This is a genomic window from Parabacteroides sp. AF48-14 (assembly GCF_003477465.1).
Taxonomy (GTDB): Bacteria; Bacteroidota; Bacteroidia; order Bacteroidales; family Tannerellaceae; genus Parabacteroides; species Parabacteroides acidifaciens.
The window spans coordinates 49,400-73,669 of sequence record NZ_QUDI01000003.1 but is presented as its reverse complement, the minus strand read 5'-3'; the positions used below and the strand labels follow the sequence as shown (position 1 = coordinate 73,669).

The following is a 24,270-nucleotide window of genomic DNA, read 5'->3' as shown; positions in this document are numbered from 1 at the left end:
TTATTGCTGGTCTTGTTGATAACGATTCAAGATTTCCTGATAGAGGGGCGGCATTCCGGGATAGGAGAAGGCCTGTATGCGCGGCAGGTTTTCGACAAACTGTTTCTGCCGGTTGCTCAATATCAGGTAACTCATCAGATATTCAAATGCCATTTGGTTGGAAGAATCCCGGTCACAGATATAGATTAGTTCCGGTCCCAGATTCTGTATATTGGAGAAGCGGGCTTTTTTATTTTCTGCATGTGGTAACGCTTTCAGACCTCGAATCTGGCCGGTATAAGCTATTTTCTCGTATTCTTCGGCTTGTTTCCGGTAAAATAAAGATTGTTTGAGAATCCGGATAAAGCGTAGGGCGACTTCCGGGCGTCCGTTTGCAATATTATAGCGGATCAGGTTCGTCAGGTTGGGCGCTGTTTCTCCGTTGACAACCAGTGACTCGAAGGCCCACCGCTGTGCTTCGTTCAAATATCCTAACTGTTCGTAAATATAATGTCCGTACCGGCTTTGTTGCGCGTCTCCCGTCCAAGGTAAAAAGAGGGAGTTGATGCCGTAACTTTGCGAATAGTTCAGTAAGTCATAAGGCATGCGTCCTGTATGATAAAGCGCCATATTCCGGAAATAGTCGTTCAGTTGATTTTCTCCTCTGTATTTCCGGGTACAGTCAAGAACTTGTTCCCATTCCTGTTTCTTGAGATGACCTTCCGCTTCAAGCAGTAACCGTTCACGCATATTATAGGAATAGACGAATAGATAGAAAGTACCGGCAGCGTAGATTCCTAAACAGAGAATACCGCCACCAATGTAAATCTTTCTGTTCTTTCCGAATCGTGAGAAAAAAAGAGCGGAAAGCAATGTTACGACACAGATTAAAATTGCAATGGCCGGATATATCCATCCCAGTGCAAAGCTCGTTAACAGAAAAAAAGGCAAGAGAGTTATATAGAATATCTTTTTAGGTAACAACGACAACATGAATAATAAGAAGAAACAACAGAAAAGGCTGGTTGCCCAACTGATTTCAAAACCAAGCGATTCAAATTGCACGAATAAGAACAAGGGAAGCAAGATTGCCAGATGCAATGGATCGTGTTTTCCTGTTAGCTGCTTGCAACAGAGTACCGGAAACAGATAAAGAAGTGACAGAATAAACGTAAATATAATTTTTCCCGTATAAGGCAGGTAGAAGAATTGGACGATGAAGTTTGCCAGATATTCCCCGAGTTTACCGGGGGTGGATAAAAATGTATCCAGGTAAGCGTGGGAAAACAGAAATAAGTTTTGTTGTTCGTGATAAGGGAAAAGATAAGCCAGACTGTCCAGGAACATGAACAGAAACAAGCCGCAAAGAGCAGTAAAGAGTAGCCAGTGAATATACTTCATAAAAGAATGAAACACGAGAGGATATGACTCCTCCCGTGTTTGTTATGACAAATATTTAGATATTTACTTTGTCGGATATCCCGGATTCTGTACCAATGCCGGATTCAGGTCGATTTCTTCCTGTGGAATCGGGAACAGGTAGTTGTGATCTTCATATTTACTACCGGTCAGTTTGATATTTTCGCCCTGATACAGGATACATTTCTTTCCATTATCCTCTTTCGGTGCATTCGGATCGTCAACCATCGTATATTTCATTCCTAAGAACGGAGCGTTCAATACATCTTTAGCGATACCCCAACGGCGGATGTCCCATTTGCGCTTGCTACCTTCGAGAGCAAACTCAACACGCCATTCGTTGCGGATACGTTGGCGGAGCGCGTCTTGCGTGCCGCAATAGGTCGGTTTGCTTGCATCTGTATTTTGCAGTTCCGGCATACCGACACGGCGACGTACCTGGTTTACGGCTTCAAATGCAGAAGCATCTAATCCTGTAAGTTCATTTTTAGCTTCTGCGTAAGTCAATAAGACTTCTGCATAGCGGATTACATGCCAGTCTTTTCCCATATCCCATCCTGTCGATTGCGGGTCAATGCTCGGATCCAACCATTTTTGCTGGTAATAACCGGTAGCTGTTGCGTCGTTATGCTGGGCAACACCTGTTGAGCCACTTGATTTCAGAGGAGCTGTCTTGATTGTTACACCGTACATTTCTTCACCGTCATGCAGTACACAAACTTCCAGACGCGGGTCGCGGTCTTTGAATGGATTTGTAGGGTCATAGGTTGTTGACTTGTCAATCGGAGAACCGTCGGCACATTCAAAAGCATCGACCAAGCTCTGGGTCGGATTGATACCTCCCCAACCTTTTGTCGGGAAGCATTCCCAACCAATCAGGTAGTGGGTAAGTTCAGGAGCTTTGAATTGTCTTACCAAGATGGCCTCTTTGCAGGCTTCCTGCTCTTCCCAGAACAATTTAGCATATTGTCCTGTGTTATTGGCATCAAACAATTCATATTCTCCGGAATCCATAACAGCTTTTGCTGCTTCTGCAGCCGTATCGAAATGCTTGAAATATAATGCAGCACGAGCTTTCATTGCATTAGCTGCACCCTTTGTTGCACGTCCATAATCACTGCTACCCCATTGTGTTGGCAGATGGGCGGCTGCATAGTCAAAATCTTCCATTACTTTGGCATATACTTCTTCGACCGGTGTACGAGTGATACTTCCCATCTCTTTCAGATCGAGAGGTTGATCCACATAAGGTACGCCTCCAAATGATTGGATAAGCCCAAAATAAATGAAACCACGTAGAAAACGAGCTTCACCCATTACTGCTTCTTTGTCAGCCTGGTCATAATCAGGAATATTGTCTATTTTAGCCAATAAAATATTGCAGGCACGAATCGCTTTATAATCATCACTCCATCCCATCTGTGCCGGATCATAAATACCTTTTGATACATCTCCAGCTGCCCATTTGATACCATGTACGGCATTATCGGATTCGATATCACCGTCAACATCTCCATTATATTTTCCTGGCATAACCTGGCGATATACATCAGCAATAAACATTTTTGCATCATTAGGGGTTTTCCAGAAGCTACCGTCAGACAGCTCATCATCCGGTATACGATCTAAAAAATCGCTACATGAACTGAAGCCGAATAATGTGATAGCCAGAAGAGCTATGTATATAAAATTCTTTTTCATATTTCTAAATTATAATTTGTTGTTTAAAAACCTACTTTAAGACCGATTGATATTTTTCTTACGTTTGAGTATAAACCTCCACGCGGATTAGACGGTGCTGATTCAGGGTCTAATGAATCCATTCCAGTAATTGTGAACAGGTTTTCACCAGTCAGGAATACTTTTACGCGATCCAGATTGATCTTGCTTAATAATGCTTTCGGTATGTTATAGCCGATCGTCAGGTTTTTCAAGCGGACATAAGAAGCGTCTTGCAACCAATAAGATGAGAACTGGTAGTTGATCTGATCATCCTTTGTAATACGTGGATATGAAGCGTTGTGGTTGGTTGGCGTCCAACGATCCAGATGACGTTCCAAAACTTTACCTCCATTAAAGAAAGCATAAGCTGCTTCACCATTAACGTAAGCGTCTACATCGAATGCGCCTTGGAAGAAGAATGACAAATCAAAATCTTTGTAATACAGATTGGCACCTAAACCAGCGGTCCAACTTGGAAATTCCTTACCGATCACTTTTTTATCGTTTGCAGCATCGATTTTTCCATCACCATTCAAATCTTTGTAACGGATATCACCCGGTTGTTCCGTTCCGGTACGTGTCGGACCTGCTGCCACTTCTTCTGGCGAATTGAACAGCCCGTCAGCTTCATACCCATAATAAGAACCGATTGGATAACCTTCCAGGAACCAGAAATTATCTCTACCGTCATCCGGTTCTTTTCCTTCAGTACCTTGTAAGTCTGTTAACTCATTGTGGACATAGGCGATATTGAAATTAATATCATAGCGAAAATCTTTGCTGATAGAATTGTTATGGAAAATACTCAAATCGAATCCGGTGTTTTGCACCTGGCCAGCATTCTGACGCGGAGCATCTAAGCCCAGCACTCCCTGTACAGGAAGTAACAGCAACATATCATTGGTTGTCTTTTTATAGCCGGCTAATTCAAAACCAATCTTATTGTTCAGAAATGAAGCTTCGATAGCACCTTCGATACTTGTAACTGTAGCCCATTTCAAGTCTTTATTAGCGTAACGACTTTCATAAGCCGTAGAATAAAGGGAATTTCCGAACATATAACTTTCATAGGCGTATGAAGGAACTGTCAGGTAGGCTTCTCCATCTTTCAACTCTTCATTACCTGTTTGTCCCCAGCCTGCGCGCAGTTTCAAATTACTCAACCAATCAATACTGGCGTTTTTCATAAATTCTTCTTCTGTGATTCTCCAACCGGCAGAGAATGCAGGGAAAGCACCCCAGCGGTTGCCGGAAGCAAAACGAGAAGATCCATCCAGGCGGACATTCGCTTCGAGCAAATATTTATCAGCAAAGCTATATTGAGCGCGCCCGAAATATGAACGGTGAGCAATTTCATATCTTGATTCTTTGTTGGTCTGTGAAGAAGCATCCAGCGTACTCAATGATTCTTGCAATTCATTGTTACCTCCACCTTTTCGTTCAGCCTCAAGATGTTTATAGCGATAATCGATCTGTTCGAAACCGGCTAATAAACCTAAATCATGTTTGCCCCATGTTTCATTGTAATTGATCAATACCTGTGTCGTGTACCAGTTCCACCAGGTTTGCTTTTCATATCCTTCGCGAAGTCCTGTCGTTGCTTCGTTATTAGCGCCATAAGTGATTTGAGTTTTGAAACCATCTTCGCTTCTTTCATCATTACGAATGGAAAATAACGCTTTGGCGGTCAGGTTCGGCAGAATATTTACCTGTCCATACAGTGTCCCGTTTACCTGTTGATCCATTGTCCTTCTGAAGCCGTCACGTCCTAACATTGCCAGTGGGTTGTCTTTTCCGTGATACAGGAAATCACCTTCTTCATTACGGACTGCTTCAACCGGAGTTGCACGGTTAGTAAATTGGGTGATACTGGCAACACTATTCCATCCATCCATAAGGGTTCCTCTATAACCTGAAACATTCAAGCCTGCAGAGAACCATTTGTTGATTTGCGAGTCTACGCTGGTACGTGCATTAAAACGTTTGTAGTTATTGGCGTCGATCAACCCATTTTGTTGTGTATAACCGACAGATGCGCTATAACTTGTTTTTTCAGAACCACCACTGATAGATATATGATGCATGGTTTCAATCGCATTTTTGTTTAGCGCCTCTTTATACCAATCGGTATTTGGGTGACCATAAGGATCTGTTCCGTTACGATATAATTCAATGTCTTCATCAGTGAAACGAAGCGGATTGTTTGGATTGTCATTGAGAGTCGCTTCATTATATAACATAGCGTAATCTGCAGAACCCAGGAATTTAGGACGCATAGTCGGAGTCGACCAACCTACATTTCCTGAATAGTTAACACGTGCCCGGTCGCCTTTTTTACCTTTCTTGGTTGTGATCAAAATAACACCGTTGGCAGCCTGTACACCGTAAATAGCGGCAGAAGAAGCATCTTTCAATACTGTCAGGCTTTCGATATCAGCCGGGTCAATCGTATTCATGCTACCCGGAACTCCATCTACAATAACTAACGGACTTGCTGCATTCACGGAGTTCTTACCACGAATCGTGATAGAACCTGTCTGTGAACCCGGTCTACCAGAACTTTGGATAGCTGTCACACCCGGCATCTGCCCTGCTAAAGCTGCAGAAACGCTGGATACAGGTCTTGTTTCCAAAGTCTCGGCTTTTACTGTCGATACTGAACCTGTCAGGTTTACTTTTTTCTGTACGCCATAACCAACAACAACAACCTCATCCAGTTTTTGTGTGTCTTCTTTTAAGTTTACCTTAATGGATTGTTCTCCATTGTACTTAATCTCCTGGGTCAGGTAACCGATAAATGAGATAACGATCACATCTCCTTTTTTAACATCCAAGACGAAATTACCATCCATGTCGGTAACTGTACCGTTAGTAGTACCTTTTACAACAACGGAAGCTCCGGCTACAGGGCCAAATTCGTCTTCCACGATACCTTTTAAACTCGCTTGTTGCTGAGAAATGCCAACTTTAGGAGTTGCTGTTTCATTGGCTGCAAACATCGTTCCTGATGAACAAAGAGCAGTAGACAACAGCAAAAAGCTGACTGGTCTTACAATTTTCAACATACTAATTGTTTTTTGTTTAATAATAATAGTCACTATATGAATAAGATCTAAGGAGGTGACAATCACCATACTTATAGACTTAACACATTTTTTTTCTTGATTTTGAACGTCCAGAAAAAACTTGCCTTCAAAACTTAACTTAGTTCTTGTAGGACTACGTTTCTTCGACGTGACAAATGTAATACATATTTATTACAGTACATACTTTTTTTTAGAAAAAATTAGCACGATACCTGTGAAATGTATTTTAACATCGCCTTTATATAACGCGACAAATATATTAAAATATTTCATTAACGCAAACAATATTATCTGCTTTTTTTCTTATATAAGCCTAATGTTTGCTCTTCTTCCTTTGAAAATCTAAATATTGATTACTTTTATTCGGTGTGTGTAAAATTAATCTTTTACTATATTAAGTGTAATTTAATATTTGCCGATTTACCCAATGATAGAACTTGAAATGTTAATTAACAATTAAAGGGCGTTTCTGTGGATTATGTGAGTATGTTTGTAATTAGGCTTTTATCCCTTCGTACTTATTGTAATAAGTATTTAATTAACATCGAATAATAAACCACATATCATATGGCCTGATTAGTGACAAAATCCGATAGTGGCTTTGGTAAAATCCAATGCCCATGAAAATCGGATTGCATGGGCATGAAATTTTGGATGGATGGGCATGGATACTTTTTTCAATCCTTAGGGGCTTATTGTATAAAATGCATTTTTCAGGCTTGAAAGACATCCGAAACCCAATAAATGTTAATCCACTTTTCTGCCATCAAAAAGGACTTTTTCGCCTTTTTTGAGCGTTTCCAGCAATTACGACCGTCCTCTTTGCCACCATGACCGTGCTAATGTGTAGTGCACTCGGCACCTCGCGAAGATTAGGACGGTCGTAATGGCGATTAGGACGGTCGTAATTGGAAAGAGGACCGTCTTCAGGGCAAAAAAGCCTCTAAATTTCCTTGGGATATTTGGAACGCTGTCCGTTTTATTTTCAAATATTCGATTCTCCGGGAGTTAAGGTTTATCACTTTGACGGTGTTTCCGGTTTTCGGTAATCAAATTGCATGCTTTTCAGAACGGACTGCGCACCTCGTTTTTCCTATTGTCAGAAAGGGAAACTTAAACCATGAAAAAAGTCAAACCAAAATCGATCAAGATTTTGAACGAAATAGAAAAACAGCCAAAAAAGGGGGTTATTGTATATCTCTCATTATTTTTTCGAGCACGTTTGTCGAATTTATTTAATCATAGTCCTACAAGAACTTCGCATTAAAATCCTCCTTTTTTTCTATCATTCATTATGTTTTTTACAATAAGTAATTAGTCCTACAAGAACTAAGTCAAGTTTTTGGATATAAGTTTTTTTGAACGTTCAAAATCAAGAAAAGAATGTGTTAAGTCTATAAGTTGGGTGATTGTCACCTCCTTAGATCTTATTCATATAGTAACTATTATTATTAAACAAAAAACAAATTGGTATGTTGAAAATCGCAAGACCAGTCAGCCTTATGTTGTTGTCTGCAGCATTGTGTTCCGGAGGAGCAGCTTATGCATTAGACAGTACGGCAACTCCCAAAGTTGGCATTTCTCAGCAACAAAAAAGTTTGAAAGGTACAGTGAGTGATGATTTAGGCCCTGTAGCCGGCGCTTCTGTAATTGTAAAAGGAACGACTAACGGTACGGTTACCGACATGGACGGTAATTTTGTACTGGATGTTAAAAATGGAGATGTTATCCAGATTTCTTTCATCGGTTATTTGACTCAGGAAATACCGTACACCGGACAAGCGTCGTTAACTGTAAACTTAAAGGAAGACACACAAAAGTTGGAAGAGGTCGTAGTTGTAGGTTATGGAACACAGCAGAAAGCGAACCTTTCAGGCGCTGTTGCTTCTGTTGCCAGTGAAGAACTGACCAATCGTCCTATCTCTAATGTATCATCTGGTTTGCAGGGTTTGATGCCTGGTGTAACGATCACTGCCGGTGAAGGTCGTCCGGGTGAAGACGGAAGTAATATCCGTATTCGTGGTGTCGGGACATTAAATAATTCTGATCCTTACATTTTGATTGACGGTATCGAAAGTGGTTCGATGGATAGTGTTGACCCCAATGATATCGAAAGTATCTCTGTATTGAAAGATGCAGCGTCGGCCGCTATCTATGGTTCGAAGGCATCGAATGGTGTAATTTTGATTACGACTAAACGTGGTAAATCAGGTGCTCCCCGCGTTTCATACAACGGTTATGTCGGCGTTTCAAGCCCGACGGCTGTTATTGACCGTGTAAGCTCTGCCGAATATGCAATGCTGTACAACCGTATTGACGATACGAATGGCCAGCCGCACCGTTATAGTGATGAAGATATTCGTCTGTTCTAGGACGGTTCAGACCCTTATGGTCATCCTAATACAGACTGGAATGATGCTGCTTATCAAACAGGTGTGCTGCATAAACATAATGTAAACGTAAGCGGAGGTTCTGAAAAAGCAAAATATATGGCTTCTGCCGGTTATTTAGGACAAACAGGTATTCTTCCTAATTCGGAACGTAAACAGTTTAACGGTCGTGCTAATCTGGATATGAATGTCACGAAGAAGTTGACAGTCCGTTTGAACATGGCTTATATCAAGAATGATTATAAAGACCCGAACTCCAACTATGGTGGCGGTTGGTCTGACCAGATCATTCGTCAGTTGAACATTCTGAGCCCGATGATCCCTGTTTATAAAGAAGATGGTACTTATGGGGCAACAAATGACGGTAACCCTATCGCATGGTTGGATTCCGGACAGACTGTTGATAAATACAATCAGAACTTTACAGGATCTTTGGCTGTCGATTATCAGATTATCGATGGTCTGAAAGCAACTGTTTCAGGTGCTTATGTAAATGACGATCAACACTACAAAGCATTTGTAAAGAAAATTGACGCTGACCCGGCGCAGGCTGCCCGTCCGAATAGTTTGTCGGAAGCATTCACAAACTGGAGCCGTTATAATCTGGATATTTTGTTGAACTATGATAAACAGTTCGGTAATCATGGTTTGAAAGCCATGTTGGGTTATCATGCAGAACAGTATGATGTGCGTTACAATTATATGTATCGTGAAAACTTCCCTAACAATGAGTTGGATGATATGAACGCCGGTGCGACAGCTACTCAAACAAACTCCGGATTTACCCGTGAATTGGCTATGCTTTCATACTTTGGCCGTGTAAACTATGATTACGCTGGTAAATATCTGTTGGAAGCTAACTTCCGTGCGGATGCCTCTTCCCGTTTTGCTCCGGGACATCGTTGGGGATATTTCCCTTCTTTCTCAGGTGCATGGCGTATCAGTGAAGAAGGATTTATGGAAAATACGAGAGATTGGTTGAACAGCTTGAAGATCCGCGGTTCTTGGGGTATGCTGGGTAACAGGATGCATTGAGTGACGGAACTCCGACAGGCGGTGACTTCTATCCTTGGTTGAACACCTATAATCTGGGTGCTAATTATCCTTTTGGCGGTGCGTTGACAACTGGTTATTATCAGGGCAGTTATAAAATCGAAGACCTTTCATGGGAAAAATCTACAACATGGGGTATCGGTTTGGACGCTGTGATCAATAATAAGATCAACTTGACATTCGATTACTATGATCGTAAGACTACAGACATTATTATGGAAGTTCCGGTTCCGACAGAGTTCGCATTAGGAGCTTATAAAGATAATGTAGGTGCGATGCGTAACCGTGGTGTTGAAATCCAATTGGGTTACAATAACCGTTGGGGTGATTGGAAATTCGGCGTAGTCGGTAATTTTGCTTATAATAAAAATAAGATAGAAAATTTAGGTGGTGTCGAACGTATGTCTGATGGTGACTTCCTGCGTAAGGTAGGTTCGCCGATCAACTCCTGGTATGTTTATAAAACAGATGGATTCTTCCAGTCTGACGAAGAAGCACAAGCTTGGATGGATAAGTATTCCAAACAGGAAGGATATCCGTTCGGACAGAAGTTTAGAGCCGGTGATTTAAGATATGTCGACACAGACGGTGATGGCAAGATTACGGCTGAAGACCGTGAATTGTATAAAACGAAAGATCCGGTCATGACATTCGGTTTGAACTTGAATGCAGCTTATAAGAATTTTGATTTGACAATGAATTTCACAGGAGCCGCTAATGTAGGATTTGCTTATACAAAAGAAGCTTTTGGTGAATTCTCCGGTAGTGCAGGGCATCCGTCCACAGCATGGCTGGACTCCTGGACTCCAGAAAATCCGAATGCAAGTATGCCACGTGTAGCTGAAGCTCGTATGTCTCCGAGTGAAGCTTCCAATGTTTTGTCTGACTTTTGGGTAATCAACACAAGCTATCTGCGTTTAAAGACTTTACAATTGGGCTATACTTTCCCGAAAAGTCTTTTGGAAAAAGTAGGTGTTCAGAATTTGAGAGTGTATTATTCAACTGAAAACTTGCTGACATTTGATTCTATGCCGTTGAATGTAGATCCGGAAACTGTAAGCTCTCGCTTGTCAAGCTATCCTCTGTCAACAACACATTCATTTGGTGTTAATATTACATTCTAAACAATTAATGATTATCTAATTATAAGTTGAATTATATGAAACGTATATCAATATATCTATTGGCTGGAGTAGCACTATTGTCTACTGCCTGCTCGGACTTTTTGGATACAGCTCCGCATGATGCGCTGTCTCCTTCCACAACATGGAAAACAGAAAATGATGCTGAAAGCTTTGTTGTAGGATGTTATAATGGACTGTGGGATCCAAGTTCTATTTTGTACCTGGATTGCGGTTCTGATATCGGTTATAATAATTTCCCTTGGGAAGGATGGCGTCCTTGGGGTGATGGCTCTTTGGCAAGTTCCAATACCGGAGCTTCATTCTATAATTTTTCTATTATCCGTCGTTGTAATACGGTATTGGACAATATTGACAATGTCGAGTTTACGACACCGGGAAAGAAAGAAGATTTGATCGCCCAGGCTAAAGCCATTCGTGCTTATTGCTATTTCCGTATGAACTGGTGGTACGGCGGTGTGCCTATTATCGGCTCTTACCTGACAGCTGAAGAGGCTCAGGTTCCTCGTAATACGGAAGAAGAAGTGCGCCGGCAAATTGCACAAGATTTGGATGATGCGCTTGCAAACATTAATGCTGAGCCTTCCGAACGTGGACGGATTGCGAAAGGAGCGGCCCTTGCGATCAGAATGCGCGAAGCTTTGTATTATGATGAATGGCAAAAAGCTAAAGATGCGGCTCAAGCTATTATCGATTTGAAACAGTATGAATTGGATCCGGATTATTCCAATCTGTTTAAACTGACGGGAATTGATTCCAAAGAAGTTATTTTAGCGGATCAGCGTATTGCAAATATATATGGTTTAGGTGTTGTCGGCCAGATGTATAATAACAAAGATGCTGGTTGGTCTTCAATCGTACCTACTCAGAATTTAGTTGATATGTATGAGATGAGTAACGGTTTGACAAAAGATGAACCGGGTAGTGGTTATGATGCTACTCATCCGTTTGCCAACCGGGATCCTCGTATGGAAAAGACTATTCTTTTCCCCGGACAGGAATGGAGAGGTGAAGTCCTGAATACTTTGGATGAATTTGAAGCTGATGGTAAATCGAAAAATATCAATTATCCGACTTATACCGATAATGCTTCTAAAACGGCTTTGACATGGGCTAAATATTTGGATCCGATCGATCAGTATTCGAACATATGGAATACGGCTACTTGTGTGATCGTTTTCCGCTATGCAGAAGTATTGCTTACTTATGCTGAAGCATCGAATGAATTGGATGGTCCTTCGGCTCAGGTTTATGAATATTTGGATCAAATCCGTACACGTGCAGGCATGAAGCCGGTCGATAGAGCCAAATACGGTACAAAAGAATCATTGCGTGAGTTGATCCGTCGTGAACGTTGTGTCGAACTGGCTGGTGAAGGATTGCGTCGTGCAGATATCTTGCGCTGGAAAGATGCCAGTGGTAAGAGATTGGCTGAAACATTGTTGAACGGGGAATTGAATCGTATCACAGGAACTATCAACTACAGTGAAACTGATCCTTATAAACGTGCAGTTATTTCTGATAAAAGAGCGTTTATCGAAAATCGTCAATTTGTAGAGAAGAATCGTTATTTGCCGATTCCGCAAGGTAGTATCGATAAGAACCCGAACCTGAAACAGAATACAGGTTATTAATAGGTACGCCATTTGGCGAAAAGTCTTTTTATTAAAATAGAAAGCCGCGACTTTATGTTGCGGCTTTTTTCATATAAATTATATCTTTATGAATGCAAAAGCTTCGATTGTATTCGAAAGTTTTGTAGTTTTGTGAAAAACTTTCGAGTATGGACGAATATTTTAATCTTCTGAAAACTTATAATCTTTGGGGAGGGAACACTCCACAGATGGGATTCTTCAGGCGTGGTTATACGGATAGGTTCCAATTCAAATATGTTGTCTGGCGAGTTGGCTACTCTATTATCGGGGCGATATGTCAATTTTGAGATATTTCCATTCTCGTACACGGAATATGCAGAACTGAATGGAAAAGATCTTTGCAAACAAAGTTATCTGGATTATCTGGAGAGTGGAGGATTGCCGGAATTAGTGCATTTGTCTTTACCGGAGATTCGTCGGAATTATATATCGGCATTAAAAGACACAGTGCTGTTACGCGATATCATACAACGTTATAATATAAAAGAAGCACGTCTTTTAGAAGATATATTTATTTATATAGTAAATAATGCATCAAACTTATTGTCAATTAGTAATGTGACGAATTACTTTAAAAGTAAGGGGCGAAAGACCAGTTATGACACTGTGGCCGCTTATATTCGATTTATCGAACAGACTTACTTGATTCATCGCGCAGAACGATATAATATTAGAGGAAAAGATATAATAGCAGGAAATAGCAAGTACTATATAAATGACCTTTCTTTTAGTAATTATCTCTATAGAGGATTTGCCTATGGCGTTGGTTATAAGCTTGAAAATTTGATCTATTTGGAGTTGTTACGGGAAGGATATGATGTTTATGTCGGTAGCATTAGGGATAAAGAGGTGGATTTTGTCGCCATCAAAGGAGATCGGACTATTTATTTGCAAAGTACATATTTATTGGCAGATAAAGATACGATCGAACGGGAATATTCTGCATTAGAAGCTATTGGTGATAATTATGAAAAGATAGTCGTTTCGCTTGACGATGTGCTTCTGCCTTCGAAAGAGGGGATTCGTCATTTGCAAGCCTGGAATCTGACTTCTGCCATTCAATGAAAATTTTATATACCTTTGCAGCCATAATAGAGAAAAATATATGATTTCGGTTGAAGGACTTACAGTTGAGTTTGGCGGGTTTACGCTTTTTGATGATGTTTCGTTTGTGGTGAATAAGAAGGATCGTATCGCACTGGTTGGAAAGAACGGGGCGGGAAAGTCTACGATGCTTAAGATATTCGCTGGTTTGCAGTCTCCGACCGCGGGGACAATCAGCGTGCCGAAAGAAACGACAATCGGTTACCTTCCCCAGCAGATGAAACTGGCGGATACGCAGACGGTTCGCGAAGAAGCCGAGCAGGCTTTCGAGCATATCCATGAAATGGAAAAGGAAATGGAGCGGCTGAACCTGCAATTGGCCGAACGTACCGATTATGAGACGGAATCCTACCAGAAACTTATCGATCGTGTCACCCATCTGACAGAACACTTCCAGCTGATGGGTGGAAATAACTATCATGCGGAACTGGAACGTACGCTTATCGGTCTGGGGTTCACCCGGAATGATTTCGACCGGCCGACTTCCGAGTTCAGCGGGGGATGGCGTATGCGTATCGAGCTTGCAAAACTCTTGTTGCGTAAGCCGGATGTTCTGTTGCTGGACGAGCCGACAAACCATTTGGATATCGAGTCTATCCAATGGCTCGAAAACTTTATCGCGACACGTGCCAATGCTGTTATTCTCGTTTCTCACGACCGGGCGTTTATCGACAATACGACTTTCCGTACGGTCGAGATCGAGCTTGGAAAAATCTATGACTATAAAGTAAAATATTCCGAATATGTCGTGTTGCGCCAGGAGCGGCGTGAACAACAGCTCCGTGCTTTTGAGAACCAGCAGAAGAAATTGGCCGACACGGAGGCTTTTATCGAACGCTTCCGCTATAAGGCGACTAAATCCGTTCAGGTACAATCCCGCATCAAGCAATTGGAGAAAGTGGAACGCATCGAAGTGGATGAAGTGGATACGGCTATGCTGAACCTGAAGTTTCCGCCGGCTCCCCGTTCCGGTTCGTATCCGGTGATAGTGGAAGACCTTGCCAAACGGTATGGCGAACACTTGATCTTCGAGCATGCGACATTTACGATCAACCGGGGGGATAAGGTCGCTTTTGTTGGCAAGAACGGGGAAGGTAAATCGACATTGGTAAAATGTATAATGGGAGAGATTACCGACTTCACCGGCAAGTTGCAACTGGGGCATAATGTCAAGATCGGTTATTTTGCCCAGAATCAGGCACAGCTTTTAGATGAAAATCTGACGGTGTTCGATACGATCGATTATGTGGCGCAAGGGGATATCCGTACGAAGATACGCGATATTTTGGGCGCTTTCATGTTCGGGGGAGAAGCTTCGGATAAAAAGGTCAAGGTCTTGTCGGGAGGGGAGAAAACGCGTCTGGCAATGATCCGTTTGCTGCTGGAACCGGTGAACTTCTTGATTCTCGATGAGCCGACGAACCATTTGGATATGCGTTCTAAAGATGTGTTGAAAGATGCATTGAAGGAGTTTGACGGAACGGTAATTGTCGTTTCACACGACCGTGAGTTCCTGGATGGCCTGGTGGACAAAGTATATGAGTTTGGCAATAAACGGGTGGTCGAACATCTGGGAGGAATTTATGATTTCCTCGAACGCAAGAAGCTGGATAGTCTGCAAGAACTGGAACGTTCCGCCCAGGCGGCATCTGATGTTGCTGCGGCAGATGTACAACCCACTCAAAATAAGCTCTCGTATGAAGCCCGCAAGGAGCAGAGTAAAGCGATCAAGAAAGTGGAAAAAGCGATTGCGGAATCCGAAAAGAAAATTGCGGATTTGGAAAAATCCATAGCGGCAATCGAAGCTAAACTGGCAACGCCTGAGGGAGCGGCGGATGTCTCTTTATATAGCGAATATTCGGCCTTGAAGAAAGATTTGTCGGATACGATGGATCTTTGGACTGAACAAACAATAGAATTGGAAGAATTATCATGACAACAAAGACGCAACAGATACGTATTGAAGATTTCGATTATCCGCTGCCTGACGAGCGGATCGCTAAATTCCCGTTGCCTAAGCGGGATGAATCGAAACTTTTATTATATAAGGAAGGAAAGGTCGGAGAAAGTATATTCAAACACATTACGGACTATCTGCCGGAAGGCTCGTTGATGGTCTTTAATAATACGCGGGTGATCCAGGCCCGTCTTTTGTTTCAGAAAGAGACAGGGGCCAAGATCGAGATTTTCTGCCTGGAACCGGTCGAACCGCATGATTATGCATTGGTATTCCAGCAGACCGAACGTTGCCGCTGGACGTGCCTGGTCGGTAACCTGAAAAAATGGAAAGAAGGGCTTTTGACTAAGATGGTGCAGCTCGATGGCGAAACTGTCACGCTAAAAGCGGAGAAGCTACAGACTTGCGGAGATAGTCATCTGATTGAATTCTCCTGGGATCATCCGACTTGTACGTTTGCCGATCTCCTGGATGCGGCTGGTGTATTGCCTATTCCTCCATACTTGAACCGGGAAACTGAAAAAAGCGATTTGCAGACTTATCAGACTGTCTATTCGAAGATAAAAGGTTCGGTGGCCGCTCCGACTGCCGGTTTGCATTTTACGCCGGAAGTCCTGGCTGATATCGATGCGCACGGCATCGGACGCGAGGAGTTGACGCTTCATGTCGGAGCCGGGACGTTCAAGCCGGTGAAAAGTGAAACAATCGAAGGCCACGAGATGCATACGGAATTTATATCCGTACGCCGTAGTTCGATCGAGCGGATCAAACAGAACCTCGGTAAGATTATTGCGGTCGGTACGACTTCGGTCCGTACGCTTGAAAGCCTCTATTATATGGGAGTTACGCTGGCTTCGAATCCGGAGGCGACAGCCGATGAATTGATTGTCAAACAGTGGATGCCTTATGAAGAGTCGAATAACCGTCTGACTGCTGATGAAGCGTTGCAAAATATCCTGGATTATCTGGACAGGCATCAGGCGGATAAGCTGGTGACGGCTACCCGGATCATTATCGCCCCGGGTTATGAATTCAAAATCGTACGGGGTATCGTGACGAATTTCCACCAGCCGAAAAGTACTTTGCTGCTGCTGATCTCAGCCTTTGTAAAAGGAGATTGGAAGAACATTTACGATTATGCCCTGGCGCATGATTTCCGTTTTTTGAGTTACGGGGATAGTTCGCTGTTGCTGTAAAGTACTGGTAGATCAGGCAATAATTGTGCTGAATGATGAACGGTAAGAATATCGATCCGGCTATCATTTAGCACTAAGTAGACTATCCTGTAGTTAGAGCGTATTAGTTCTCGTATATAATGGACATTATATTCAGGCACAACTCTTCCTGATAGAGGAAAGTTCTCTAAGATACTTACAGAGTCAAAAAGGTAATTTACAACTCTTGAAGCTTGTCGATAGCTATTCTGTTCAATGTAGTTTCCAATATCATTAAGGTTTTGAATAGCAAAGTTAGTCCATTTTATTTCAACCATTTTGACAGTTTGTTTCTTGCTTCTTCTTTAGTATTGGTTAACATTAATGCAGACTCTAAACGTCCTCGTTCTATTTTTTCAAGAAAAAGCAATCTGTCTTTTGTCTCTTTCAACGAAGAAACATTGGCTGGTTTATTAGAGATATTTAATTCATTTAGCATAGCTCGTTGGTTTTATATATGTTTATTTGACAAAGATAGTTATTTTCTTCAATTCAGGTTTCTAATGCAATAAGATTATTATGTATTCGTTGTATTTATCAGATAATAGTATATTTGTTCCCATATTGGTATAAGATGAAATTGAATATAATCTCATATTTGTTTCTGTTTTTTGCAATAGTTTCTTTGTATTCCTGTAAATCGGCGAAGTTGAGCGATGCGGAAGAAAAGCAACGCATTGGCGAATACTTTGAAGCTGCGGCCATATACCGGAAAGTATATACAAAAACACCTCCTGTCAAGCGGGACTTGCGTGGTTATATCGCTTACAGGATGGCTGATTGTAATCGCTTGATTAATAATACGCCGCGTGCAACCAGTGCGTATATGAATGCCTTGCGCTATAACTATCCCGACAGTATTGTGAACCTCAGGCTGGGACAGATGTACCATAAGAGCGGACGTTATGGTGAAGCGATCAAATATTACAATGATTATCTGTTAGCGGAACCGGGCAGCATATTGGCATTTAACGGTATTACGGGGTGCGAGGAGGCTACGAAATGGAAACAGAATCCGACTCGTTATGTGGTCAAACGAATGGAGAAGTTTAACTCCCGCCGTTCCGAGTTTGGCCCGATGCTGTACGGAGAAAAATATGACCAGCTTTATTTTGCATCGACTCGTACGCCCAAAGGAGCCGGAAAAGATAAGGATGAGACTACCAATGCGATTACCGGGCAACGGAATAATGATTTCTTCCTGGTGAAGCAGGATGAGAACGGAGCCTGGCAAGCACCGATAGAGTTGGAGGATGAAGTAAATACGGAATTTGATGAAGGGACGCCCTCTTTTTCGAAGGATGGGAATACGATGTATTATACTTATTGTGCGCAGGATCCGGAGGGACCGCGTACTTCTGAAATTTATATCTCTACCCGTAGCAGTGCCAAATGGGGGAAGGGTACGCGTGCCAGTATCGTAAAAGATTCGGTGACAGCTCTTGGTCATCCGGCGATTTCGCCTGACGGTAAATATTTGTATTTTGTATCCGATGCAGTGGGCGGTTACGGTGGTAAAGACTTGTTTCGGGCGCGTGTTGTCGGGAATGATTTCGGACCGATGGAAAACCTGGGACCGGATATCAATACGCCGGGTGACGAAATGTTTCCATATGTGCGTGATTCCGTTACACTTTATTTTGCATCGGATGGTCATCCGGGTATGGGAGGACTCGATCTGTTTAAGGCTACTTTAGACAGTACCGGTAAATGGAATGTCGAAAACATGAAAGCTCCGATCAATTCTTCCGGAGATGACTTCGGTATCACTTTCGCCGGGAAGCAGGAAAAAGGCTTTTTTAGTTCCAATCGAAATGATGCACGCGGATACGATCATCTGTATTCTTTTGAAATGCCGGTTATCACGATCTTTATTGAAGGTATCGTATCGGATGTGGATGAGAATCCGATCGAAGATGCGACAGTACGTATTGTCGGCCGGGACGGTTTGAACGAAAAAGTGCTGGCAAAGAAAGATGGTAAGTACAAAGTGGAACTGGAACGTGACATCAGGTATGTGATGATGGCCAGTGCACGCGGTTATCTGAACCAGAATTTTGAGTTGAAGACCGGGCCGGAAGAAAAGAATGAGACATATATCGTGGACTTTTTCCTTTCTCCGATCAGCAAACCGGTTGTGATCGAAAATATATTCTATGATTTCGATAAGGCGACACTGCGTTCGGAATCGAAAAAAGCATTGGATGAACTGATTAAGATGTTGAATGACAATCCGAATGTGACAATCGAATTAGGAGCGCATACCGACCGGAAAGGTTCGGACCAGTATAATGAACGCCTGGCCCAACGGCGCGCCCAATCGGTAGTCGATTATCTGATTGCGGGAGGTATAGCCAAAGACCGCTTGGAAGCCAAAGGATATGGTGAAAGTGTTCCTAAGGTGATCAACAAAAAGATGGCTAAGAATTACGATTTCCTGAATGAAGGGGATGTCCTGACGGAAGAATTTATAGAGAAGCTGACTCCTGAACAGCAGGAGACTGCGGACCAGATAAACCGTCGGACAGAATTTAAAGTATTACGGACAAACTATAATCTGTTTTGATTTATCAGCAGAGTAGACAAAGATATAAGGTACCTCGAATTTTTATCTTGTAGCGCGTAAGAGGTTGTCTTTGAATATCGGCATTTTTTTCTGAATGAGCCCGCCGGTTTTCGGATAACCTCTTACTTTAGTTAACTGGTCGATTAATTATTGCGCCTCTGATTATTTAATTGCTGATAAAGCTTATCTTTGTGGCAAATAAAAACAAGATACTATGCGGATTAAAGTACTTCACTTATTATCTTTTATGTTGATTTTTAGTGCTTGTAACGGTCAACAGCCCAAAAAGGTGGAAACAGAGAACACAAAAGAACGTACTTTTGAAATGGTTTCTGTTCCAAGTGTCATAACCGAGCCGGAAAAACGTGCAGCCTATCTGGTCACGCACTATTGGGATAAATTTGATTTTACCGATACGACCTTGATCCACCTTCCCGAAATCACGGAACAGGCAGCATCCAATTATATTGACATGATGAAATATGTTTCACCAGCAACGGCTGCTTCTTCTATTAAAGACATGATGAATAAGGCGGCTGTCGACAGTACGATGTTTGCTTATTTTGCCGGGTTATATGAAAAATATTTGTATGATCCGAATTCACCCATGCGGGATGAATCTCTCTATATACCTGTATTGGAAGCTGTGTTAGAGGCTCCGGTTTTCGATGAAGTCCATAAAGTACGTCCGGCGCATCTTCTTGAAGTGGCTCTTAAAAACAGGATAGGGGAGCCTGCTACCGATTTTACCTATACGCTGGCAGACGGAAAGAAAGGCACTTTGTATCATGTGAAAGCTGATTATCTGCTTTTATTCTTCTATAATCCGGATTGCCATGCCTGCAAGGAAATAACCGATCAGCTTGCTGCTTCCCCGATTGTGAATGGATGGATCAAGAATAATAAACTCAAAATCCTTGCTGTCTATCCGGATGAAGATCTGGATGCGTGGAGGAACCATATTTCTTATATGCCGGCAAGCTGGATTAATTCTTATGACAGCACGGTCAGCCTGAAGAATGATGAGATTTATGATTTGAAAGCTATCCCGACACTTTATCTGTTGGATAAGGATAAGAAAGTTATTTTGAAAGATGTTACATTTAACCAGATAGAGAATTATTTACAACAATAACAAACGAAATGAAAGGAAGAACATTTTTATTATCAATGGCTTTGGTGACCGGTGTCAGCTTGAGTGCATCGGCTCAATTTAAGATTGGCGGTAAATCCATCAATACAAAGAAATTAGTAAATGCGGCAGCGGATGCTGCAAAAGCTATAACTCTGTCGGACGAGGATGTGGCAAAGATGGCGCGCGAATATATCCAGTGGATGGATACGCACAATGAAGTAGCTGGTCCTGATACGGAAATGGGACAGCGTTTAGCTAATCTGACAAAGGATGTAAAAGTGGATGGTCTTGACCTGAATTTTAAAGTCTATAATGTGATTGACGTAAACGCGTTCGCTTGCGGAGACGGAAGTGTTCGTGTTTGTGGAGGTCTGATGAAGATCATGGATGATAATGAAGTGATGGCAGTTATCGGTCATGAAATCGGCCACGTGGTACATACGGATTCGAAAGATGCCATGAAGCAAGCCTATCTGACTTCAGCGGCCAAGAACGCTGCCGGTGCTGCGAGTAATACGGCGGCAAAGCTGACTGATTCACAGTTGGGAGATCTGGCCGAATCGCTTGCTGGTGCGCAATATTCACAGACACAGGAAAACGAGGCGGACGATTACGGCTTTGAATTTAGCATAGCCAACGGCCTTGATCCTTACAGTATGTGTAATTCATTGAACAAACTGTTGGAATTGAGTGAAGAAGCCCCTAAATCGTCTAAATTCCGCCAGTTATTCTCCAGTCATCCGGAAACGCAAAAGCGGGTGGAACGCATGAGGGCAAAAGCGGATGAATACGTGAAGAATCAGAAATAAACCGTTAACGGCACTTAAATAGATGGTTTTTTGATTAAAATAATGCTAAATCCTTGATCTTTTCTGCTGAAAAACTATGCTGCATAACATAAAACAGGTATATTTGCACTGTGTTTTTCATGGTATTAGATTTAAGGTTAGCAATGAAGATTGGTTGTCGTGATGACAACCTTTTCTTTTTTTAGACCGTATGTTCTCTTCTTTCCTATCGAATGCTTTTTAAGATTCCGAAATAATATTACTTTTGTGTATTGACTAAAAAACTAAATAGTGTGGATACAAGAATAAAACTACGGGTACAGGGTTTGACGAATAGCCAGATACAGTCGGGTGCATATGCCCTGATCCTGGCGGAAGAAGAAGGGGTTCGCCGCATACCTATCATTGTCGGAACATCGGAAGCGCAGTCAATTGCGATTGCATTGGAGCGCATAACACCTCCTCGTCCTTTGACGCATGATCTGTTTGCAACGTTTGCCCAGGCTTTCGGTATCCGTTTACGTGAGGTTTTTATCTATAAGTTTGAAGACGGTGTGTTTTATTCCGAATTGCTTTTTGAAGATGGAGCCAACGAGGTTCGTCTGGATTCGCGTACTTCCGACGCTATTGCTATTGCATTGCGGGTAAAATGCGATATTTATACAACGCCTGAGATCGTGAAAGAATGTGGTGTTGTTCTGGAAGATGCCGCCATGGATGAAAAGGATAAGGATGATGATGATTTTATCCTGGATTTGGAGCCGGAAGATATAAAAGATGAAGTCCGGCTAAAAAAGTGGCTTTCCCTTTTGGATGCCGAGGAGCTGTCGGATCGTCTGGATGAGGCGATTGCAGATGAGAACTATGAGTATGCAAAAATGTATAAGGATGAAATACGGCGTCGCGAAGAGGAGGGAGGGCCCAAATGATAGAACAACAACTTGGTTTTAGCCTGGAGTCTTTTTTGCGTGGTATTCTGGGTATAGCAACGGTTTTAGGAGTGGCTTATCTCCTGAGTTATGACAGGAAACGGATCGATTGGAAACTGGTCGGAGGCGGATTGCTGATGCAGGTCATTTTTGCACTTGCGGTTCTGCATGTTCCGGCAGTCGGGATCGTGCTGGAATGGTTGGGAAAGGCTTTTATCAAGTTGATGGACTTTACACAGTCGGGTGTCGCTTTTCTGTTAGGGCCGTTGGTGACCAAAAGTGAAGGGTTTATTTTTCTTCTGAATTCACTCCCTGTCGTGATTTTCTTTTCCGCATTGGTTTCCTTGTTCTATTATTGGGGGATTATCCAGCGTATAGTGGGTGCTTTTTCCTGGGTTTTGCGTCGTTTTATGAATATATCCGGTGCGGAAGGATTGGTAACTTCCGGAAATGTATTTATGGGAATGACGGAATCGCCTGTTTTGATAAAGAACTATTTGCCGGCCATGAACCGGTCTGAAATATTTTTGGTCATGGTTTCCGGTATGGGTACGATTGCCGGAACAGTGATGGGGACTTATATCGGTATGTTGGCTGGTGGCGATCCGGTTGCCAGAGTCTTGTTTGCGAAGCATTTGCTTTCCGCATCGTTGATGGCTGCCCCGGGTTCGATTGTTCTGGCAAAGATTCTTTGTCCGCAGACAGAAAAAGCCGATGACCGACTGGTTAAAATGGAAAAAATAGGAGAGCATTCTACGGCATTGGATGCTTTGGCTGCCGGGACATCGACAGGTGTCCGCCTGATGGTCAATATTGCTGCCATGTTATTGGTCTTTATTGCGATGGTGGCGCTTGCCAACTATATATTGGAAGGGTTGGTCGGACGGTATACCGGACTGAATGATTGGATCGTGTCGGTCACGGACGGTAAGGCGCAAGGGCTGACATTCCAGTTTATTTTAGGGGTAATTCTTTCTCCTTTCATGTGGTTGATCGGGGTTCCTTATCAGGATATCATGCTGGTCGGCTCTTTGTTGGGGCAGAAAACAATCCTGAATGAGTTTGTCGCCTATTTCCAGATGCAGGAATGGAAAGATGCCGGTATGTTTGTATATCAGAAATCAGTTTTGATGTCTACTTATATTTTATGTGGTTTTGCTAATATTTCATCCATCGGTATTTTGTTGGGAGGCATGGGGGTGCTGGCGCCGGAAAAACGGGAACTCATTACCCGCTTCGGTTTTCCTGCCATGGTCGGTGGTGCCTTGGTTTCGGTGCTTTCAGCTACCATAGTGGGCATGATACTGGGGTAATTGAAAGTTGAAAATTGAAAATTGAAAGTGAGAGATGCAGATATTTTATACGCCGGATATTGCTGTTAATCCAGAGTTGCCGGAAGAAGAAGGTGGCCATTGTGTTCGTGTCCTTCGGTTGACAGAGGGCGATGAGATTTTACTGACGGACGGTAAAGGTTTTTTTTATAAGGCTGCTATCAGTAGGGCACATCCTAAACATTGTGAAGTCAGTATATTGGAAAGCTGGGAACAACCGGCTTTGTGGAACTTCAATTTGCATATAGCGGTAGCTCCGACTAAAAATATGGACCGGATGGAATGGTTTGCGGAGAAAGCAACGGAGATCGGTATTAATGCGATCACTTGTTTAAACTGCCGTTTTTCCGAACGGAAAGAGATTAAGCCGGCCCGCCTGGAAAAGATTTTGGTTAGTGCGATGAAACAGTCTCAGAAAGCAACATTGCCGGAATTGAATGGAATGACGGATTTCCGTTCTTTTGTCAGCCAGCCTTTTGAAGGCCGTAAGTTTATCGCTCATTGTGAAGAAGGCGAAAAACCTTTATTGAAGAAAGTGTACCATCCTGGCGAGAATGCTTGATACTGATCGGTCCGGAAGGAGATTTCAGCCCGGAAGAAATAGCCTTTGCCCTGCAACAAGGATTTGAACCCATCTCATTGGGCGAAAGCCGGTTGCGCACGGAGACGGCGGCATTGGTGGCATGTCATACGATACATGTGTTGAATCAGTAAGAATAAATTTTTGTAAGAAAAGGGATATGTTAACCCAAAAAAATATTTTGGTTCATATCCTTTTTTTATTTTTCTTTGAATCGTTA

The 24,270-nt window shown here is 42.5% G+C and carries 14 protein-coding genes and 2 pseudogenes; 11 read left to right on the top strand and 5 right to left on the bottom strand.

Going from position 1 to position 24,270, the window contains the following annotated elements; genetic code table 11:
• The 3 genes from DW083_RS02435 to DW083_RS02425 all read right to left on the bottom strand — a co-directional run bounded on the left by DW083_RS02435 (position 1) and on the right by DW083_RS02425 (position 6,119).
• Positions 1 to 1,380 (bottom strand): DUF6057 family protein, encoded by a 1,380-nt coding sequence (locus DW083_RS02435; RefSeq protein ID WP_122331305.1) that lies wholly within the window; start codon positions 1,378 to 1,380, stop codon positions 1 to 3.
• 63 nt (positions 1,381 to 1,443) lie between these two features.
• Positions 1,444 to 3,099, bottom strand: coding sequence for a RagB/SusD family nutrient uptake outer membrane protein (locus DW083_RS02430; protein ID WP_122331304.1), 1,656 nt, complete (start codon positions 3,097 to 3,099; stop codon positions 1,444 to 1,446).
• A 23-nt stretch (positions 3,100 to 3,122) separates the two neighbouring features.
• Entirely contained in the window at positions 3,123 to 6,119 is a 2,997-nt protein-coding gene (locus tag DW083_RS02425; protein ID WP_233551713.1) for a TonB-dependent receptor, read from the bottom strand.
• Positions 6,120 to 7,678: 1,559 nt separating this feature from the next.
• Here DW083_RS02425 and DW083_RS02420 point away from each other — a divergent pair.
• The 5 genes and pseudogenes from DW083_RS02420 (at position 7,679) to DW083_RS02400 (ending at position 16,703) form a co-directional block, all read left to right on the top strand.
• Positions 7,679 to 10,773 (top strand): annotated as a pseudogene (locus DW083_RS02420) (SusC/RagA family TonB-linked outer membrane protein).
• A 35-nt stretch (positions 10,774 to 10,808) separates the two neighbouring features.
• A complete protein-coding gene (locus DW083_RS02415) occupies positions 10,809 to 12,425 on the top strand; it encodes a RagB/SusD family nutrient uptake outer membrane protein (RefSeq protein WP_122331302.1) in 1,617 nt (538 codons plus the stop codon).
• A 180-nt stretch (positions 12,426 to 12,605) separates the two neighbouring features.
• Positions 12,606 to 13,511: an ATP-binding protein gene (locus DW083_RS02410; protein ID WP_370038615.1), complete on the top strand. Its 906-nt coding sequence runs from the start codon at positions 12,606 to 12,608 to the stop codon at positions 13,509 to 13,511.
• A gap of 40 nt (positions 13,512 to 13,551) precedes the next feature.
• Positions 13,552 to 15,486, top strand: coding sequence for an ABC-F family ATP-binding cassette domain-containing protein (locus DW083_RS02405; RefSeq protein ID WP_122331300.1), 1,935 nt, complete (start codon positions 13,552 to 13,554; stop codon positions 15,484 to 15,486).
• Positions 15,483 to 16,703 (top strand): S-adenosylmethionine:tRNA ribosyltransferase-isomerase, encoded by a 1,221-nt coding sequence (locus DW083_RS02400; protein WP_122331299.1) that lies wholly within the window; start codon positions 15,483 to 15,485, stop codon positions 16,701 to 16,703. Before DW083_RS02405 ends, DW083_RS02400 begins: the two co-directional genes overlap by 4 nt.
• Here DW083_RS02400 and DW083_RS02395 read toward each other — a convergent pair.
• The gene (locus DW083_RS02395) at positions 16,676 to 16,999 is read right to left on the bottom strand and encodes a type II toxin-antitoxin system RelE/ParE family toxin (protein ID WP_115499955.1); all 324 of its coding nucleotides are present in this window, start codon (positions 16,997 to 16,999) and stop codon (positions 16,676 to 16,678) included. The two genes, DW083_RS02400 and DW083_RS02395, sit on opposite strands and share 28 nt — an antisense overlap.
• Complete coding sequence (locus DW083_RS22210; RefSeq protein ID WP_167451676.1) at positions 16,987 to 17,160, bottom strand: hypothetical protein; 174 nt, start codon at positions 17,158 to 17,160, stop codon at positions 16,987 to 16,989. Before DW083_RS22210 ends, DW083_RS02395 begins: the two co-directional genes overlap by 13 nt.
• A 135-nt stretch (positions 17,161 to 17,295) precedes the next feature.
• Here DW083_RS22210 and DW083_RS02390 point away from each other — a divergent pair, with 135 nt between their 5' ends.
• The 6 genes and pseudogenes from DW083_RS02390 to DW083_RS02365 all read left to right on the top strand — a co-directional run bounded on the left by DW083_RS02390 (position 17,296) and on the right by DW083_RS02365 (position 24,184).
• A complete protein-coding gene (locus tag DW083_RS02390; RefSeq protein WP_122331298.1) occupies positions 17,296 to 19,287 on the top strand; it encodes an OmpA family protein in 1,992 nt (663 codons plus the stop codon).
• Positions 19,288 to 19,501: 214 nt separating this feature from the next.
• Entirely contained in the window at positions 19,502 to 20,422 is a 921-nt protein-coding gene (locus tag DW083_RS02385; RefSeq protein WP_122331297.1) for a DUF5106 domain-containing protein, read from the top strand.
• 8 nt (positions 20,423 to 20,430) lie between these two features.
• Complete coding sequence (locus tag DW083_RS02380; RefSeq protein WP_122331296.1) at positions 20,431 to 21,231, top strand: M48 family metalloprotease; 801 nt, start codon at positions 20,431 to 20,433, stop codon at positions 21,229 to 21,231.
• Between the two features lie 272 nt (positions 21,232 to 21,503).
• Positions 21,504 to 22,139, top strand: a complete 636-nt coding sequence (locus DW083_RS02375) for a bifunctional nuclease family protein (RefSeq protein ID WP_115499951.1) — start codon at positions 21,504 to 21,506, stop codon at positions 22,137 to 22,139.
• The gene (locus DW083_RS02370) at positions 22,136 to 23,452 is read left to right on the top strand and encodes a NupC/NupG family nucleoside CNT transporter (protein ID WP_115499950.1); all 1,317 of its coding nucleotides are present in this window, start codon (positions 22,136 to 22,138) and stop codon (positions 23,450 to 23,452) included. Before DW083_RS02375 ends, DW083_RS02370 begins: the two co-directional genes overlap by 4 nt.
• Before the next feature lie 34 nt (positions 23,453 to 23,486).
• Positions 23,487 to 24,184: pseudogene (locus DW083_RS02365) on the top strand (16S rRNA (uracil(1498)-N(3))-methyltransferase).
• The last annotated feature ends 86 nt before the right edge of the window (positions 24,185 to 24,270 follow it).

Coding starts and splice junctions, on each gene's coding strand:
- DW083_RS02390 (WP_122331298.1), top strand. CDS start 17,296: ATGAAATTGAATATAATCTCATATTTGTTTCTGTTTTTTGCAATAGTT.
- DW083_RS02435 (WP_122331305.1), bottom strand. CDS start 1,380: ATGAAGTATATTCACTGGCTACTCTTTACTGCTCTTTGCGGCTTGTTT.
- DW083_RS02405 (WP_122331300.1), top strand. CDS start 13,552: ATGATTTCGGTTGAAGGACTTACAGTTGAGTTTGGCGGGTTTACGCTT.
- DW083_RS02430 (WP_122331304.1), bottom strand. CDS start 3,099: ATGAAAAAGAATTTTATATACATAGCTCTTCTGGCTATCACATTATTC.
- DW083_RS02370 (WP_115499950.1), top strand. CDS start 22,136: ATGATAGAACAACAACTTGGTTTTAGCCTGGAGTCTTTTTTGCGTGGT.
- DW083_RS02395 (WP_115499955.1), bottom strand. CDS start 16,999: ATGGTTGAAATAAAATGGACTAACTTTGCTATTCAAAACCTTAATGAT.
- DW083_RS02380 (WP_122331296.1), top strand. CDS start 20,431: ATGAAAGGAAGAACATTTTTATTATCAATGGCTTTGGTGACCGGTGTC.
- DW083_RS02425 (WP_233551713.1), bottom strand. CDS start 6,119: ATGTTTGCAGCCAATGAAACAGCAACTCCTAAAGTTGGCATTTCTCAG.
- DW083_RS02415 (WP_122331302.1), top strand. CDS start 10,809: ATGAAACGTATATCAATATATCTATTGGCTGGAGTAGCACTATTGTCT.
- DW083_RS22210 (WP_167451676.1), bottom strand. CDS start 17,160: ATGCTAAATGAATTAAATATCTCTAATAAACCAGCCAATGTTTCTTCG.
- DW083_RS02400 (WP_122331299.1), top strand. CDS start 15,483: ATGACAACAAAGACGCAACAGATACGTATTGAAGATTTCGATTATCCG.
- DW083_RS02385 (WP_122331297.1), top strand. CDS start 19,502: ATGCGGATTAAAGTACTTCACTTATTATCTTTTATGTTGATTTTTAGT.